Origin of the sequence: Brevundimonas sp. (assembly GCF_029946145.1) — a bacterium.
Lineage (GTDB): Bacteria > Pseudomonadota > Alphaproteobacteria > Caulobacterales > Caulobacteraceae > Brevundimonas.
Window position 1 is genome coordinate 156,308 of the sequence record NZ_JAQSDY010000009.1, and the last position, 14,552, is coordinate 170,859.

A 14,552-nucleotide genomic window follows, 5' to 3' on the forward strand; every position below is an offset into this window, starting at 1 on the left:
CTTGATCCCTTCATGCAGGCCACGCTTCCCGCCCGACTCTACGGCTGTCCCGACGCTTGGGCGCGCGAGCGATCCGCCGTGTTCGGCCGCGCCTGGCTGTTTCTTGGTCACGAAGCCGAGGCAGCCGCGCCCGGCGACTGGATCGCGTCCGATGTGGCTGGCCATCGCCTGATGGCGCTGCGCGGCAAGGACGGCGTGCTGCGGGCCTTTCACAATGTATGCCGTCATCGCGCGGGGCCGCTGGTGACGGGCGCGCGCGGCCGGTGCGAGGGTGAGCTGGTCTGCGCCTATCACGGCTGGCGCTACGCCCTCGACGGCCGGCTGCGGTCCGCCGTCGGTTTCGGCGCGGCGGATGGATTCGATCCACGTGAGTTCGGTCTGCTGGCGCTCCGGCTTGAGACATGGCGCGGTCTGGCGTTCGTGACGCTTGATGAGGATGCCGCCCCGCTGGCGGATCTCGTCGCGCCGCTGGAGGCCTTGCTGGCGGAGCGGGGGCTGGACATCGCCGCGCCCGCCCTGCGCCGCAGCCACGACCTCGCCTGCGATTGGAAGACCTATGCCGAGAACTATCTGGAGGGCTACCACATCGGCTCGGTGCATCCTGTTCTGGCCGATGAACTGGGCTCGGCGGAGTATCGCGTCAGGGTTGAGGGCGATGGGGTGGTGCAGGAGGCCGTGGGCGTCAACGATGGGCCGCAGGCCGGGGTCTGGGGCTGGCTGTGGCCGAACCTGGGGGTAAACGTCTATCGCGACGGGGCCATGATCGAGCGGATGACTCCGGTCGGGCCGGGCCGGACGCGGCTGGATTATCTGTTCCTCAACGATGGCGGCGAGGCCGCCCTGGGTGAGGCGCTGGAGGCTTCGGACCGACTGACGGCCGAGGATGCGGCCATCTGCGAGGCGGTGCAGGCCAATCTGTCGGCCGGCGCCTATGATCAAGGCGTACTGAGTCCCAGGCACGAGGCCGCCGTGGCCTGGTTCCAGTCGCGGATCGCAAGGGTTCATCCATGACCGGCACGCAGATCGAGGATCGGCACAAACTGGGGTGGGGCCTCGCCGCTCTTGTCGTCGCCGGCAACATGATCGGGTCCGGGGTCTATTTGCTGCCCGCCACCCTGGCGCCGGTGGGTTCGTCCAGCGTCGTGGGGTGGCTGGTCGCCGGCGTCGGGGCGGTCACCCTGGCGCTGGTGTTCGCCGCGCTGGGACGCCTGCAGCCTGACGCCGACGGCCTGTCGGGCTTCGCCGAGCGGGGGCTCGGGCGGTTCTTCGGCTTCCAGACGGCGCTGGCCTTCTGGACCGCCTGCCTGGTCGGCAATGTCGCCATCGCGGTGGCGGCCACGGGCTATCTGGGCTTCTTCTTCCCGGTGCTGAAGGAGCCGGTGGCGGCGACCTTCTGCAATCTGGGTCTGATCTGGCTGACCACCGGCGCCTACATCCTCGGTGCGCGCACGGCGTCGCGGTTCGCGGCCCTGGCCTTGGCTATCGGCCTGGTTCCCATCGTCATCGCGGTGGCCGCCGGCGTTATGGCCTTCGATGTGGACACCTTCGCAGCGTCGTGGAGCCCGTCCGGAAACAGCCTGGCTGAAAGCGTGCCTGCCTCGCTGGCGGTCATTTTCTGGGCCTTCCTCGGGGTCGAGAGCGCGGCGGTTCTGTCGGCGCGGGTCAGGCACCCGGCCCGGGACGTCGGCCGGGCCTCGATCGCCGGGGTGTTGCTGGCGTCCGTGGTCTACGTCGCGGCCAGCGTGGCGGTGTTCGGGGTAATCCCGGCGGGGGTGCTGGCCCAGTCCTCGAGCCCCTACGCTGATTTGACGGCGCGGGTGTTTGGAGCCTCGATCGGTGCGGCGGTCGCGGCCGCGGCGGTGGTCAAGGCGGTCGGCACCCTGAGCGGCTGGGTCATGCTGGGTGGGGAGACCGCGCGAGCGGCGGCGCGGCGTGGCTATCTGCCCTCGGGCTTCGGGGCCGGGGAACACACGCCGATCGCCAACCCCCTGCTGGGTGGAGCGATAATGAGCGTGGTGGCGGTGATCTCGGGCCAGCCGACGCTGGGCGGACAGTTCGGCATGCTGATCGGCGTGACCTCGGTACTGAGCCTGGTCGTTTACGGCCTGTGTTCCGCCTCGCTGTTCCGGCTGGCGCGCTGGACGCGGGCGCGGGGCGTGGCGGCGCTGGGCCTGCTGTTCACCTCGGCGGCAGTGGTGGCGGCGGCGCCCGGTTACATCCTGCCGACAGCGATCTTTTTCGTCGTGACGACAGCGGCGTGGTTCACCTTTCTGCGCAAGTCGGCGGCGCCCGTTGACCCGGAGGCGGCGTCTCTTTAGCAACGCCGCCGTTTGCGCGCCGGGATTCGGTGCTAGGGAGCGTGCCATGACCACCCAGCTTCTTCCCGGCGTCACCGGCGTGCTCGCGCTCGCGGACGGAACCATCCTGCAGGGACTCGGCTGCGGCGCGCCCGGCGCGGCTCTCGGCGAAGTCGTCTTCAACACGGCCATGACCGGCTATCAGGAAATCCTGACCGACCCGTCGTACATGAGCCAGATCCTGGCCTTCACCTTCCCGCACATCGGCAATACAGGGACGAACGTCGAGGATCTGGAACAGATTGGCGGCGGGTCCGACACCTCGGCGCGGGGCGCCATCTTCCGCGATTTGCCGACCGAGCCGGCCAACTGGCGGGCGGACAGTTCGTTCGATAACTGGATGCAGCGGCGCGGGGTCGTCGGTCTGGCCGGGGTGGACACCCGGGCGCTGACCGCCCTGATCCGCGACGGCGGCGCTCCCCATGCGGTGATCGCTCACGACCCGGAGGGCAATTTCGACCTCGACGCCCTCGTGGCCCGGGCGAAAGCCTGGACGGGCCTGGTCGGCCTCGATCTGGCCAAATCCGCCTCGACGCTTCAGGCGTTCGAGTGGGACGAAGGGCTGTGGGACTGGCCGGAAGGCCATCCGCGGGTGCACGCCGCCGACAGGTCTGTGGTGGTCGTCGACTATGGCGTGAAGCGCAACATCCTGCGGGCCCTGGCGTCGACCGGCGCGAGGATCACGGTGGTCCCGGCGACGACGACGGCGGAAGAGATTCTGGCCCGCAAACCCGACGGCGTGGTTCTGTCCAACGGTCCGGGCGATCCAGCGGCGACCGGCGTTTATGCCGTGCCCGAGATAAAAAAACTGGTCGACAGCGGCACGCCCCTGTTCGGCATCTGCCTGGGCCACCAGATGCTGGCCCTGGCCCTGGGCGCGAAGACCATCAAGATGGATCAGGGCCACCACGGCGCCAATCATCCGGTCAAGGACCTGACCACCGGCAAGGTCGAGATCGTGTCGATGAACCATGGCTTCACCGTCGATCGGGACAGTCTGCCCGACGCCGTCACCGAAACCCATGTCAGCCTGTTCGACGGCACCAACTGCGGCATCGCCATGACGGGTCGTCCGGTGTTCAGCGTCCAGCATCACCCCGAGGCCTCGCCGGGGCCGACCGACAGCCTCTATCTGTTCCAGCGGTTCGCGGATTCGATGCGCCGTTGAATCCGCGACCTGGCGCGCCGCGCTGGTTTGGGTTTGCGACGAGCCGACGGCCGCCGCCCGAAGTCAGGGAAGTGGCGCGAAGCTCTTCTCTTCGCGCAGGGCGCTGGCCTTGCGCACGGCGACCGGCGCGGCGTGCAGCCAGTAGTTGGCGTCTTCCAGCCGGTTCGAGCGCAGCCGTTCGGCGCCGCGCATGCGCCGCAGGGCCGCATTCTCCAACAGCCGGGCGTGCAGGGCGCGGGGCGACGGTTCGGTGCTGGTGGGGGAGCCGGGGACGGCGACGGGGTCGGGGCCTTGGGGCTCCACCGCCGGGCGGGCGATGGTCATGAACATCGGTCGATCTTTCATTCTCGAACGAGATGCGGTCTTCGCCGCGCGTTTCGTCAGTCACCGCCCTTTTCCCAAGGCGGGCGCAGATTAATCCACAGGCTTGTGGACAGTTCCGTATAGAGAGGAACTATGCGCATATTCAGGCAGTTACGGCCGTGCTTTGGCCTTTCTGGTTAATGAAAGGTAAATGCGCCCAATCCGGTGAGTCGCGCGCTATAAGGCGGACGTGCGCTTCGACGATCGCTTCCTTGAAGAACTGAAGGCTCGCCTTCGGCCGTCCGACATCATCGGGCGGACGGTGAAGCTCAAGCGTCAGGGACGCGAGTATGTCGGCCTGTCGCCCTTCACCAAAGAGAAGTCACCGTCCTTCTTCGTCAACGACGACAAGGGCTTCTTCCACGACTTCTCGTCCGGCAAGCACGGCGATGTCATCTCGTTTCTGCAGGAGACCGAGCGCCTGTCCTTCGTTGAGGCGGTGCAGCGACTGGCGGGGGAGGCCGGCATGGCCCTGCCGGCCGAGGACCCGCAGGCGGCTGAGCGCGAGGCGAAGAAGCAAGGCCTGACCGACTGGATGGATCTGGCCCAGAAATGGTTTGCCGCCAATCTGCGCCGCTCGCCCGGCAAGGCGGCGCGCGAGTATCTCGAGAAGCGCGGCCTGCCCGAGGATCAGTGGGAGCGGTTCGGCCTGGGCTATGCGCCCAACGACCGCGAAGGTCTGAAGAACGCCCTGGTCCAGCGCGGGGCCCGACCCGGCGATCTGGTCGAGGCCGGCATGCTGATCGCGCCCGAGGGCGGCGGCGCGCCCTATGACCGGTTCCGCGACCGGCTGATGTTCCCCATCCTCGATGCGCGGGGTCGCATCGTCAGCTTCGGCGGCCGGGCGATGAACCCGGACGACCGGGCCAAATATCTGAACGGTCCGGAGAGCCCGCTCTTTCACAAGGGCGCGACCCTGTACGGTCTGCCCGAGGCGCGGCGCATTCTCGGCGCCGAGTCGAAAAGCGAACAGGCTATCGTGGTGGTCGAAGGCTATATGGACGTGATCGCCTGCCACCGGGCGGGCATCCCCGCCGTGGCGCCCATGGGCACCGCCCTGACCGAGGAACAGATGGAGCGGCTATGGCGGGTTTCGCATGAACCGGTGCTGTGTTTCGACGGCGACGCCGCCGGACGTCGCGCTGCGTATCGGGCCATCGACCGGGCCCTGCCGCAGTTGAAGTCGGGCCGCTCGTTCCGTTTCGCCCTGCTGGAGGGGGGGCAGGATCCCGATGACATCCTGCGCGACAAGGGCGCGCCGGCCTTGCGGCAGGCCATTACGACAACCCGACCCTTCGCCGAGGTTCTGTTCAGCAAGGAGGCCGAGGTCGAACCGCTGGATTCGCCCGAACGCCGTGCTGGTCTGAAAGGTCGCCTGCGGCAGGCCGCATCGGCCATTCAGGACAAGGACCTGGCCGAACAGTATCGCCGCGAACTGTTCGATCGCTTCGACGCCCTGTTTCCTGCCCGCCGCGCGCAAGCAAACCAGCCCGCGGCCGGTCCGGGCGGACGCTGGCGTCCGGGGCCGCCGCCCAAGCTGGGCCAGACTGCGGAGGGGGCGCAGGCCATGCAGTCGCTCTCCCGTTCGATCGAGCCGGTCGCCGCGGCCCTGGCTCACGGCGCGGTCGACGACCCTGAGCGGATGGACGATCACCTCGAGGCCATCGCCGCCCACGGCTTCGGCGACCCGGCCCTGGACGGGCTGGCGCAGGAGATGGTTCGGCTGCGCTTCTCGGGTCAGGACCTTGACTCTGCTGCTCTCCGTCGCCATCTGGCGCAATCGGGTCATGGCGTTTTGATGCACGAGGTCGAGAAGGCGGCGGCAAAGTCCGGCGCGCCCTTCCTGGCCACAGACAAGCCCCTCGGCGAGGCGCGGATCCGATGGTCGCAGGCGTTCGACGCGCTCACCCGCGTGGCGGCGCTGGAGGATGCCCTGACTTCGGCGCGTGGCGTGCCGGGGCAGGACGAGGCGTTTCGCCGGCTGAAGGCCGAGCGGGATGCTTTGCGTCGCGCGATCAAAACCGGAGAGATTTGGGAAGACAGCGCGGGCTCGTAACCAACGAACTCGCCACATGTTGTATTTGGCGGACGGCCTGATCAGCTGCTCCACCCGGAGAAGAGACTGTATGAGCGCCCAGACCGAGACGCAGGAAACCGAAGCCCAGAGTGACGGTCCGCTGCTCGACCTCACCGACGCCGGGGTGAAGAAATTCATCAAACAGGCCAAGGCGAGAGGCTATGTGACGATGGAGGATCTGAACAAGGTCCTGCCGTCTGAAGAGGTGACGCCCGACGCGATCGAGGACACCTTGGCGATGCTGTCCGAAATGGGCGTCAACGTCGTCGAGGCCGAGGAAGACGCCGCCGAGACCACCGAGAAGGAGGGCGGCGAAGTCGTCGAGCGCGCGGAGACCAACGTCGCCGAGACTCCGGCCAAGGCCGCCTATGACCGCACCGACGACCCGGTGCGCATGTATTTGAGAGAAATGGGAAGCGTCGAGCTTCTCAGCCGCGAGGGCGAGATTGCGATCGCGAAGCGGATCGAGGCCGGCCGCGATGCGATGATCTCGGGGCTGTGCGAGAGCGCGCTGACGTTCGAGGCCATCATGGTGTGGCGCGACGAGCTGGCGAACAACCGGATTCTGCTGCGCGAGGTGATCGATCTGGATGCGACGTACGGGGTGCTGAATCCCTCGTCCCTGCCGCACAACCAGCCCCCCGCGGGCACGGTGGTCGAGCCCGCTCCGTCTGAGGAGGGGGCCGAGCCGAAAGCCGAAGACGACGAGGAGGACGAGGACTTCGACGACGGCGGCGGGATGTCGATCTCGGCCCTGGAGGCGGAGCTGCGCGACGGCGTCATGGAGGTGCTGGACGCCGTGGCCGGCGACTTCGGCGCGTTCCGCAAGCTGCAGGACAAGCTGGTGGAAAGCCGGCTGAAGGGCGAGGTGCTCAGCACCAAGGATCAGAAGGCCTATGACACGCTGACGGCCACCATCTCGGGCCGGCTGAAGACGATGAAGCTGAACAACCACCGCATCGAGGCGCTGGTCGAGCAGCTGTACGCCATCAACAAGCGGCTGATGGGCCTCGAGGGCCGGCTGCTGCGCCTGGCCGACAGCTACGGCATCTCGCGCCCCGAGTTCCTGAAGTCCTATTTCGGCGCCGAGCTGGACCCGACCTGGGCCGACCGGGTCAAGGAAATGGGCGTCCGCTGGACCAAGTTCAGCGACAACGAACAGGCCCAGATCGCCCAGATCCGCGGCGACGTGGCCGCCGTGGCCACCGAGGCCGGCCTGCCGATCGACGACTATCGCCGCATCGTCCAGACGGTGCAGAAGGGCGAGCGCGAGGCCCGTCAGGCCAAGAAGGAAATGGTCGAGGCCAACCTGCGCCTGGTCATCTCCATCGCCAAGAAATACACCAACCGCGGCCTGCAATTCCTTGATCTCATTCAGGAAGGCAACATCGGCCTGATGAAGGCGGTCGACAAGTTCGAGTACCGCCGCGGCTACAAATTCTCCACCTATGCGACCTGGTGGATCCGTCAGGCCATCACCCGCTCGATCGCCGACCAGGCCCGCACCATCCGCATCCCGGTGCACATGATCGAGACGATCAACAAGATCGTCCGCACCAGCCGCCAGATGCTGCACGAGATCGGCCGCGAACCGACCCCGGAAGAACTGGCCGAAAAGCTGGCCATGCCGCTGGAGAAGGTCCGCAAGGTCCTGAAGATCGCCAAGGAGCCCATCAGCCTCGAGACCCCGATCGGCGACGAGGAAGACAGCCACCTGGGCGACTTCATCGAGGACAAGAACGCCATCCTGCCCATCGACGCGGCCATCCAGTCGAACCTGCGCGAGACCACCACCCGCGTGCTGGCGTCGCTGACGCCGCGCGAGGAGCGGGTGCTGCGCATGCGCTTCGGCATCGGCATGAACACGGACCACACCCTGGAAGAAGTCGGCCAGCAGTTCTCGGTCACCCGCGAACGCATCCGCCAGATCGAGGCCAAGGCGCTGCGCAAGCTCAAGCATCCGAGCCGCAGCCGGAAACTGCGGTCCTTCCTGGACAGCTAGGGCGTAGGGACTAGGGGGTGCCGCTCACTTGTCATCCCGGACGCCGCGAAGCGGCGATCCGGGACGCCGAGTCCCCACCATTCGCAGCTCCCGGAAATCGCGGCGCGATTATCCGGGAGAAGGGCGGCCGCCCATCCCATGTGTCCTGACCCGGCTCCCGGATAGCTGCTGACGCAGCTTCCGGGAGGATCGAATTGGTGCAGCCAGGCGTCCCGGCTCTCCGCTTCGCTTTGGCCGGGATGACAAGGCCTTGGCCAATTCTCCCCCGGCGCAAATCACCCTAGCGTCCGCCCATGCGCTCCGTCTTTCGCCGCCTCGCCGCCACCGCCTCGACGGCCCTGCTGCTGGCGGGTTGCAGCCCCATGCTGCCCGAGCGATCCGCCCCGGCGCGCTATCCCGCCGCCCCCGCGCGCACCGAGGCGCCGCTGGTCGGGGCCCTGATCGACCAGCCGGTCGGCGGCGGCACGCGGTCGGCGGTGATCCGCGAGAGCGCTGAACTGCAGCAGTGCATGGCGCAGTTGACGGCCGCGCGGGTGATTTTCCACCCCGTGCCCGACCGGTCGACCACGGCCGCCTGCGGCCTGAGCGCGGCGGGCGTGCTGGGCCCGGACCTTGGGACGGTGGCGCGGATGGCCCCGGGCGACGTCGAAATGACCTGCCGGACGGCCCTGGCCCTGAGCGTCTGGCGGCGGCAGTCGCTGGAGCCGGCGGCGCGCGAGATTCTGGGCTCGGACGTGGTCCAGATCGATCAGATGGGCGCCTACGCCTGTCGCAATGTGAACAACGGCGGGGTCAGCGGCCGCGTCAGCGCCCATTCGCAGGCGGCGGCGCTGGATTTCGCCGGGGTGCGGCTGCGCGACGGACGGCGGATTACGGTGTCGGCGAACTGGGCGGGAGACGCCCCCGAGGCGCGCTTCCTGCGCCGCATCCGCGACGACGCCTGCCACATCTTCGGCACCACCCTGAGCCCCGACTACAACGCCGTCCACGCCGACCACCTGCATCTGGAGGCGACGGACACGCGGTTCTGCCGCTAACGGAGAATTCGACGACGCCCGGCGCGCGACTTCGGCGACCTCCCGTGCGATTTCGGCGACTCCGGCTACGCTTGCGTCCGCTTTTGACGCAGGCGGCGGCCATGCTGCGCCGCATGGATCATTTTCGTCTGAGAAAATATCGCGGTCCCGAGGTGTGGGCGCGGGTGCGCCAGGCCTATGAGGCCGGCGAGAGCGGGCCGTCGGTCGCGCAGCGGTTCGACATCGACCTGGCCAATCTGAGGAAGAAATGCCGGCTGGAGGGCTGGTCGCGGCGCCATCAGGCCGAGCGATCGGATCGCGACCTGCCGGGCGGGCGGATCGCCGTTGTGCGCGACCTTGCGGAGCAGGGGCCGGTCGACCGGCAGGCGGCGCTTGCGGCCTGCCTGGACCATGCGGCGGCGGCCATGGCGCGCGGCGAGGGGCCGGCGGCCCTGGCCGCGCTGAAGGCGGCCCGGGCCTATACCGAGTTGACAGGACAGCTGCACGACCCCGCCGCCGAGGCGGAGCGGACCGCGACGCGATGGCGCGCCATCGAGGCACTCTGCCGTTCGGACGCGGTCAGGACCGAGGCCCGCAAGCTTGCCGAGGGCATGCTGGCGGGGACGCCGCAGCAGACCCAGTCCCAAACCGCCATGATGTACCATTGGCGCGCCGAACACCTCGGTCCGGAGGCCGCCGCAGGCGACTACGCCCGGGCCCTGGCCGACGGGAGCGCCGGCTATTACTGGGACGACGACGGGGTGCTGAAGCCGCTGCGGCCGAGCGTGATGCACAGGCTGGGGAGGCCGGCGGCGGAGGAGGGGGAGTACCGGGCGAACTCAGTCCTCGGCTGATCGCATAGGACCAGCCTCCACCCCTCCACCGCTTCGCGGTCCCCCTCCCCATCCGCGATGGGGAGGAGACGGGCGGGCAGCGACCGCCGATCCACGAATGGACTCCGCGCCCGCCTCGCGGCATCCTCGCGTTAACCACCCCGGGAGGAGCCGCCATGATCCGTCTCGCGCATCTGAAGCGTCGCATGGGGCAGTATGCGGCCCTGTGGGTCGGGGGGTTTCTGCTCGGCGGGGCGGCGATCCTGGCCGGGTGGGCGGTCACGGACCTGATGACGGCGGTGGATCTGGTGCTGCCGGTGCTGATGGCCGGGGTGGCGCTGGGGCTGGGCGCCGGGGTGGTGGCCAGTCTGCTGTCGGGGGAGACGGTGGGGACCAGGATCGTGGTGCTGCTGCTGGCGGGGGTGCTGGCCCTGCCGCTGCTGTGGGCGCCGGTGTCGGCGGCGGTGGCGATCGCCTTCCTCGCCGACCGGTCGATCGAATATTCGCAGGCCTATGCGGCGTTCCAGATCGGGGTGTCGCGGGTGCTGTTTCCGATCAGCCAGGCGATCGGCGACGGCGACCTGTTCGGCTGGATGTGGACGGCGTTCCAGTGGGTGTCGAGCCTGGTGGGGTTCGTCTCGGCCCTGAGCAATATCTGGCCGCTGGTGCGGCGGCTGCTGGGGCCCGAGCCGGCGGCGGAGATGTGATCCGCCCGGGCCGGCGAGGAGGCGTCAGGCGAGGATGTCGAGCAGGCTTGCGTACATGTCGTCGGCGGTTTTCAGCACCGAAACATTGGCCTTGAAGGCGACGCCGGCGGTCAGGCGTTCGACGGTCTCGGCCGCCAGATCGTCCAGCGGGGCGCGGGCGGTGCGGACGGCGCTGGCCTCGAAACGGGCGGAGGCGTCGGCGAGGCCGGCGGCGGCGATGGCGAAGACCTGCATGGGGACTGCTCCGGGGAAGACGGCCGACTATCGGGCCGGCGGCCTTACCCGATCGCTGACGGGGATGGTGAACGGGGGCGGCTTGACCGTGGGGCGGCGCGGGGAGAGGCTGTCGCCATGACCAGCCAGCCCGCGCCCGGCGAACGTTACGCCTCGTTCAACCAGTTCTATCCGTACTATATCCACGAACACTCCAACCGGACGTGCCGGCGGATCCATGTGGTGGGGACGGCGCTGGTGATCGGGGTCTTCGTGCTGGGGCTGACGGTCAGCGCCTGGTGGTTCCTGGCGGCGCCGCTGGTGGGGTACGGCTTTGCCTGGGTGGGGCATTTCTTCTTCGAGAAGAACCGGCCGGCGACGTTCCAGTATCCGCTGTGGAGCCTGATGGGCGACTGGCGGATGTTCTTCGAGACGGTCAGCGGCCGGCGCAAATTCTGACTACAGCGGCGGGCGGCCGGGATCCTGGAAGGTGAACAGTATGGCGCCCAGCAGGGCGGCGGCGTCGCGGTCGGGCGAGCCGGCGGGGGGCAGGTAGAAGGTGGGCGCCATGCCGTTCAGGGCCACGCCGCCGATGTCGACGCCGTCCCGGCTGAAGACATAGCCCAGCACGCCCCCGCTGCTCCACGGCAGGCCTTCGACATAGCGGGTCTCGGCCCGGTAGACCGTCCCGTTCCAGGTCAGCTCGCCCGCCCTCTGCGGCTGTTGCAGCCGGTTCAGCCAGCTGCCGTGGCGGCTGAGGGCCAGGGTGAAGGCGGCGTCCGGCGGGGCGGCGCCGGCGAAGACGCAGTTGTAGGACAGGGGTTCGCGCTCGAAGGTGATCCAGAGGAATTGCGTGCGAGCCTGGCCGCCCTCGCATTCGCCGCGCACCTCTTCGGCGAGCGAGGGGATCGACAGGCTGAACGAGGTTTTGGCATGGGCGCTGCGGCGGAAGGGCAGGGCCGTTCCCGACGAGCGGGCGCTGGCCGAGCCGACGTATTCCGCGATGCCGAAGCCGGGGCGGAACAGGCTGGGGCCGCGACGGCCCTGCAACTGCACCCGCTCGGTGCGGTCCTTGAACGGCACGCCGGGGTCCTGGGCGGCGGCGGCGGACGCCAGGCACAGGGCGGCGATGGCGGCGACGGCTTTCATGGGACCCCTCCGGTGATGCCTGGAGAGACTGCGCCCGCTCGATCAGCTTCGCAACACGTCGGTCTGTGAAACCGTCAGTTCGAGCCGGCGCCGGTCGAGGCCGAGGCCATCAGGGTGGTCTGGCTGGGCTGGCGGTCCCACGACGGGGGGCAGCCTTCGAAGCGGCCCGCGTCGGCGATGGTCAGGCGGCGCTGGTTGAAGCGCATGGCCGGGGACATCGAGCCGCGGCCGTGGCCGGTGTAGAGGTCGATCTTCTGACCCTTGATCGCGCCGCCGGTGTCGGAGGCGTACCAGTAGCCGTCGTGGATCGAGCCGTCCGACATGCGCATGCCCACCGTCTCGCGGATGAACAGGCGGGTGCGGCGCGGGATGTAGCGGGGGTCGGTGGCGACGGTGCGCATGGCGATCGGGCGGCAACCGAGGCTGTCGTTGCCCGTCGCCCCGCCTCCGCCTGCATGATAGAGATTGGCGCGGGCGCTCCAGTCGGCGTCGCCGTCCATCAAGGTCTGCTGTTCGGCGCTCAATGAGCCGCTGTCGGAACCTTCGTCAGTGGAGGCGGTTGATACGGCGACCCGGTCGGCTGCGACCGCGGCTTCGTAGGATACCGGCTCTCCACCCTGTGCGGGGAAGGCCATCGCCCAGAAAAGGGCGAACGCAGCGGCTGTGCCGAGCATGAGGCAGACTCATGGAAACGCCGGCCCCATACGCGTCCGACGGCCGGCTTGTCGTTTCCAAATGTGGCAGAAACCAGACATTCATGCCGCGCTGCGACATCGCGTCCGTGTCTTCGGTGGATAAGTGGGCCTTGTGATGGTCAAGCCGAATCTCGTTTGGTCAACGGCGCCAAACCTGTAAGCTGTATTCGTCAACAACAAAAACTATGCTGTGGTCGGATGCTTACTGTCTATGGAGATATTCGTTCGGGCAACTGTTTGAAGGTCAAGTGGTTGCTTGACCGGCTGGGCCGTGATTATCGGTGGATCGAAACCGACGTCATGTCAGGTGTGACGCGCAGTCCGGAATTTCTGGCCCTGAACCCCGCCGGACAGACGCCGACCGTGGTGCTGGAGGACGGTCGGACGCTGGCGCAGTCCAATGCGATCCTGGGCTATTTCGGCGAAGGGACGCCGTTTATCCCCGCGGACGCCTATGACCGCGCCCGAATGTACGAGTGGCTGTTCTGGGAACAGTACAGTCATGAGCCCTATATCGCCGTCGTCCGGTTCCAGCGCGCCCTTGCGGGCAAGCGCGCCGACCTGATCGAGCCGCGGCTGATCGAGCGCGGCCATGCGGCGCTGGCGCGGATGGAGGCGGCGCTGGCGGCGGGCGACTGGCTGGCGGGGGACGGCCCGACCCTGGCCGACCTGGCCCTGGTCGCCTACACCCGGGTCGCGCCCGAGGGGGATTTCGACCTGGGCGCCTATCCCGCCGTCGTCGCATGGATCGGGCGGGTGGAGGACGCCTTCGGGATACGCTAAGGCGGGCGGGTCATTCGCCGGAGCCCGCCATGAAGCGTCTCGTCCTCGCCGCCTTAGTTCTTGTCGCCGCCGGGGGCGTGGCGCTGCAGGCGGACGCCTGGGGCAATACCGGACACCGGCTGATCGGCGTCGCCGCCGTGCGTGGCCTGACGGACGAAATGCCGGCCTTCCTGCGCACGCCGGGCGCGGCGGCGGAGGTCGGCGAACTGTCCCGCGAGCCGGACCGCACCAAGGGCGGCGGCCAGCCGCACGACCGCGAGCGCGACACCGCCCACTTCGTCGACCTGATCGACGACGGACGGATCATGAATGCGAACGGGCCGTCCATCGACGCCTTGCCGCGGTTGAAGTCCGAGTACGACGCGGCGCTGGCGGCGGCGGGGATCAAGGTCGATGACGCCGGCTGGCTGCCCTACGCCATCATGGACGGCTATCAGCAGCTGGTGCGGGACTTCGCCACCTGGCGGGTGCTGAACGCGGCCGAGACCCGCGAACGCGATCCGGGCAAGCGCGCCTGGTACCGTGAGGACCGGCAGCGGCGCGAGGCCCTGATCCTGCGCGACATGGGCTATCTGGGCCACTATGTCGGCGACGGTTCGCAGCCGCACCACACGACGATCCATTACAACGGCTGGTCGCGCGACGTTCCAAATCCCGACGGCTTCACGACCTCGCGCCAGACTCACGGCGCGTTCGAAGGCGCCTTCACGGGGCGAGTCGCGCGACTGGATGCGGTCGAGGCGGCCATGACCGCGCCGACGCTGGACGGGTTCGATCTGCGCGCGCGGGTTCCGGCCTATCTGAAGACCACCCTGGCCGAGGTCCGGCCGTTCTATGAGCTGGAGAAGGCCGGGGGCTTTGGCGAAGGGGACGCGCGCGGCGCGGCCTTCGCGACGGCGCGGCTGGCGGCGGGGGCGTCGGAGCTGCGCGACCTGTATGTGCTGGCCTGGCGCGACTCCGCCGACGACTCGATCGGCTGGCCCGCGGTCAAGGTCGCCGAGGTCGAGGCCGGGACGGTGGACCCGTGGCTGGCCATGTACGGCGAGGACTGACCCATTCACCGTGCATCCCCGCGAAGGCGGGGACCCGGTTCTTTCGCGAGGCAGACTGCATGGGATCGCCGTCAGTGAAAACGTCCCGGCGCCGATCGCCCAAAGCACCGGGTCCCCGCCTTCGCGGGGATGATCGG

At 68.7% G+C, this 14,552-nt stretch carries 15 protein-coding genes; 11 read left to right on the plus strand and 4 right to left on the minus strand.

Annotated features, from left to right (window positions below; all coding sequences use genetic code 11):
- Nucleotides 1–12: 12 nt before the first annotated feature.
- The 3 genes from PSV23_RS03065 to carA are packed head-to-tail and all read left to right on the plus strand — an operon-like array spanning nucleotide 13 to nucleotide 3,525.
- Entirely contained in the window at nucleotides 13–1,011 is a 999-nt protein-coding gene (locus tag PSV23_RS03065; protein WP_300466041.1) for an aromatic ring-hydroxylating dioxygenase subunit alpha, read from the plus strand.
- A complete protein-coding gene (locus PSV23_RS03070) occupies nucleotides 1,008–2,318 on the plus strand; it encodes an amino acid permease (RefSeq protein ID WP_300466042.1) in 1,311 nt (436 codons plus the stop codon). The genes PSV23_RS03065 and PSV23_RS03070 overlap by 4 nt, the downstream gene beginning before the upstream one ends.
- A 46-nt stretch (nucleotides 2,319–2,364) precedes the next feature.
- Complete coding sequence (carA, locus tag PSV23_RS03075) at nucleotides 2,365–3,525, plus strand: glutamine-hydrolyzing carbamoyl-phosphate synthase small subunit (RefSeq protein WP_300466043.1); 1,161 nt, start codon at nucleotides 2,365–2,367, stop codon at nucleotides 3,523–3,525.
- Between the two features lie 63 nt (nucleotides 3,526–3,588).
- On the opposite strand, the gene PSV23_RS03080 is transcribed toward carA, so the two are convergent.
- A complete protein-coding gene (locus PSV23_RS03080) occupies nucleotides 3,589–3,855 on the minus strand; it encodes a hypothetical protein (protein WP_300466044.1) in 267 nt (88 codons plus the stop codon).
- Nucleotides 3,856–4,078: 223 nt separating this feature from the next.
- On the opposite strand from PSV23_RS03080, the gene dnaG reads away from it, so the two are divergent.
- From dnaG to PSV23_RS03105, 5 genes are all read left to right on the plus strand, one after another.
- Nucleotides 4,079–5,944, plus strand: a complete 1,866-nt coding sequence (gene dnaG / locus PSV23_RS03085) for a DNA primase (RefSeq protein WP_300466045.1) — start codon at nucleotides 4,079–4,081, stop codon at nucleotides 5,942–5,944.
- A gap of 70 nt (nucleotides 5,945–6,014) precedes the next feature.
- Nucleotides 6,015–7,967, plus strand: coding sequence for an RNA polymerase sigma factor RpoD (rpoD, locus tag PSV23_RS03090; protein ID WP_300466046.1), 1,953 nt, complete (start codon nucleotides 6,015–6,017; stop codon nucleotides 7,965–7,967).
- Between the two features lie 293 nt (nucleotides 7,968–8,260).
- Entirely contained in the window at nucleotides 8,261–9,004 is a 744-nt protein-coding gene (locus PSV23_RS03095) for an extensin family protein (RefSeq protein WP_300466047.1), read from the plus strand.
- 101 nt (nucleotides 9,005–9,105) lie between these two features.
- Nucleotides 9,106–9,837 carry a hypothetical protein gene (locus tag PSV23_RS03100; RefSeq protein ID WP_300466048.1) on the plus strand — a complete coding sequence of 244 codons (732 nt, stop codon included), beginning with the start codon at nucleotides 9,106–9,108 and terminating at the stop codon, nucleotides 9,835–9,837.
- Between the two features lie 155 nt (nucleotides 9,838–9,992).
- Nucleotides 9,993–10,523, plus strand: a complete 531-nt coding sequence (locus tag PSV23_RS03105) for a hypothetical protein (protein ID WP_300466049.1) — start codon at nucleotides 9,993–9,995, stop codon at nucleotides 10,521–10,523.
- Nucleotides 10,524–10,547: 24 nt separating this feature from the next.
- Here PSV23_RS03105 and PSV23_RS03110 read toward each other — a convergent pair whose 3' ends face one another.
- Complete coding sequence (locus tag PSV23_RS03110; protein WP_300466050.1) at nucleotides 10,548–10,757, minus strand: flagellar hook protein FlgE; 210 nt, start codon at nucleotides 10,755–10,757, stop codon at nucleotides 10,548–10,550.
- A 117-nt stretch (nucleotides 10,758–10,874) separates the two neighbouring features.
- Between PSV23_RS03110 and PSV23_RS03115 the strand changes: the two genes are divergently transcribed.
- Complete coding sequence (locus tag PSV23_RS03115) at nucleotides 10,875–11,195, plus strand: Mpo1-like protein (RefSeq protein ID WP_300466051.1); 321 nt, start codon at nucleotides 10,875–10,877, stop codon at nucleotides 11,193–11,195.
- On the opposite strand, the gene PSV23_RS03120 is transcribed toward PSV23_RS03115, so the two are convergent.
- Together PSV23_RS03120 and PSV23_RS03125 are read right to left on the minus strand one after the other, a co-directional pair.
- Entirely contained in the window at nucleotides 11,196–11,885 is a 690-nt protein-coding gene (locus PSV23_RS03120; RefSeq protein ID WP_300466052.1) for a hypothetical protein, read from the minus strand. It lies immediately after the preceding gene.
- A gap of 74 nt (nucleotides 11,886–11,959) precedes the next feature.
- A complete protein-coding gene (locus PSV23_RS03125; RefSeq protein WP_300466053.1) occupies nucleotides 11,960–12,559 on the minus strand; it encodes a 3D domain-containing protein in 600 nt (199 codons plus the stop codon).
- 219 nt (nucleotides 12,560–12,778) lie between these two features.
- Between PSV23_RS03125 and PSV23_RS03130 the strand changes: the two genes are divergently transcribed.
- Both PSV23_RS03130 and PSV23_RS03135 read left to right on the plus strand, forming a co-directional pair.
- Complete coding sequence (locus tag PSV23_RS03130) at nucleotides 12,779–13,363, plus strand: glutathione S-transferase family protein (protein WP_300466054.1); 585 nt, start codon at nucleotides 12,779–12,781, stop codon at nucleotides 13,361–13,363.
- Between the two features lie 29 nt (nucleotides 13,364–13,392).
- Complete coding sequence (locus PSV23_RS03135) at nucleotides 13,393–14,415, plus strand: S1/P1 Nuclease (protein ID WP_300466055.1); 1,023 nt, start codon at nucleotides 13,393–13,395, stop codon at nucleotides 14,413–14,415.
- The last annotated feature ends 137 nt before the right edge of the window (nucleotides 14,416–14,552 follow it).

Excerpts from the sequence above, each read along its gene's own strand:
- PSV23_RS03065 (WP_300466041.1), top strand. The coding sequence starts at position 13 with ATGCAGGCCACGCTTCCCGCCCGACTCTACGGCTGTCCCGACGCTTGG.
- PSV23_RS03070 (WP_300466042.1), top strand. The coding sequence starts at position 1,008 with ATGACCGGCACGCAGATCGAGGATCGGCACAAACTGGGGTGGGGCCTC.
- carA (WP_300466043.1), top strand. The coding sequence starts at position 2,365 with ATGACCACCCAGCTTCTTCCCGGCGTCACCGGCGTGCTCGCGCTCGCG.
- PSV23_RS03080 (WP_300466044.1), bottom strand. The coding sequence starts at position 3,855 with ATGTTCATGACCATCGCCCGCCCGGCGGTGGAGCCCCAAGGCCCCGAC.
- rpoD (WP_300466046.1), top strand. The coding sequence starts at position 6,015 with ATGAGCGCCCAGACCGAGACGCAGGAAACCGAAGCCCAGAGTGACGGT.
- PSV23_RS03095 (WP_300466047.1), top strand. The coding sequence starts at position 8,261 with ATGCGCTCCGTCTTTCGCCGCCTCGCCGCCACCGCCTCGACGGCCCTG.
- PSV23_RS03100 (WP_300466048.1), top strand. The coding sequence starts at position 9,106 with ATGCTGCGCCGCATGGATCATTTTCGTCTGAGAAAATATCGCGGTCCC.
- PSV23_RS03105 (WP_300466049.1), top strand. The coding sequence starts at position 9,993 with ATGATCCGTCTCGCGCATCTGAAGCGTCGCATGGGGCAGTATGCGGCC.
- PSV23_RS03110 (WP_300466050.1), bottom strand. The coding sequence starts at position 10,757 with ATGCAGGTCTTCGCCATCGCCGCCGCCGGCCTCGCCGACGCCTCCGCC.
- PSV23_RS03115 (WP_300466051.1), top strand. The coding sequence starts at position 10,875 with ATGACCAGCCAGCCCGCGCCCGGCGAACGTTACGCCTCGTTCAACCAG.
- PSV23_RS03120 (WP_300466052.1), bottom strand. The coding sequence starts at position 11,885 with ATGAAAGCCGTCGCCGCCATCGCCGCCCTGTGCCTGGCGTCCGCCGCC.
- PSV23_RS03125 (WP_300466053.1), bottom strand. The coding sequence starts at position 12,559 with ATGCTCGGCACAGCCGCTGCGTTCGCCCTTTTCTGGGCGATGGCCTTC.
- PSV23_RS03130 (WP_300466054.1), top strand. The coding sequence starts at position 12,779 with ATGCTTACTGTCTATGGAGATATTCGTTCGGGCAACTGTTTGAAGGTC.
- PSV23_RS03135 (WP_300466055.1), top strand. The coding sequence starts at position 13,393 with ATGAAGCGTCTCGTCCTCGCCGCCTTAGTTCTTGTCGCCGCCGGGGGC.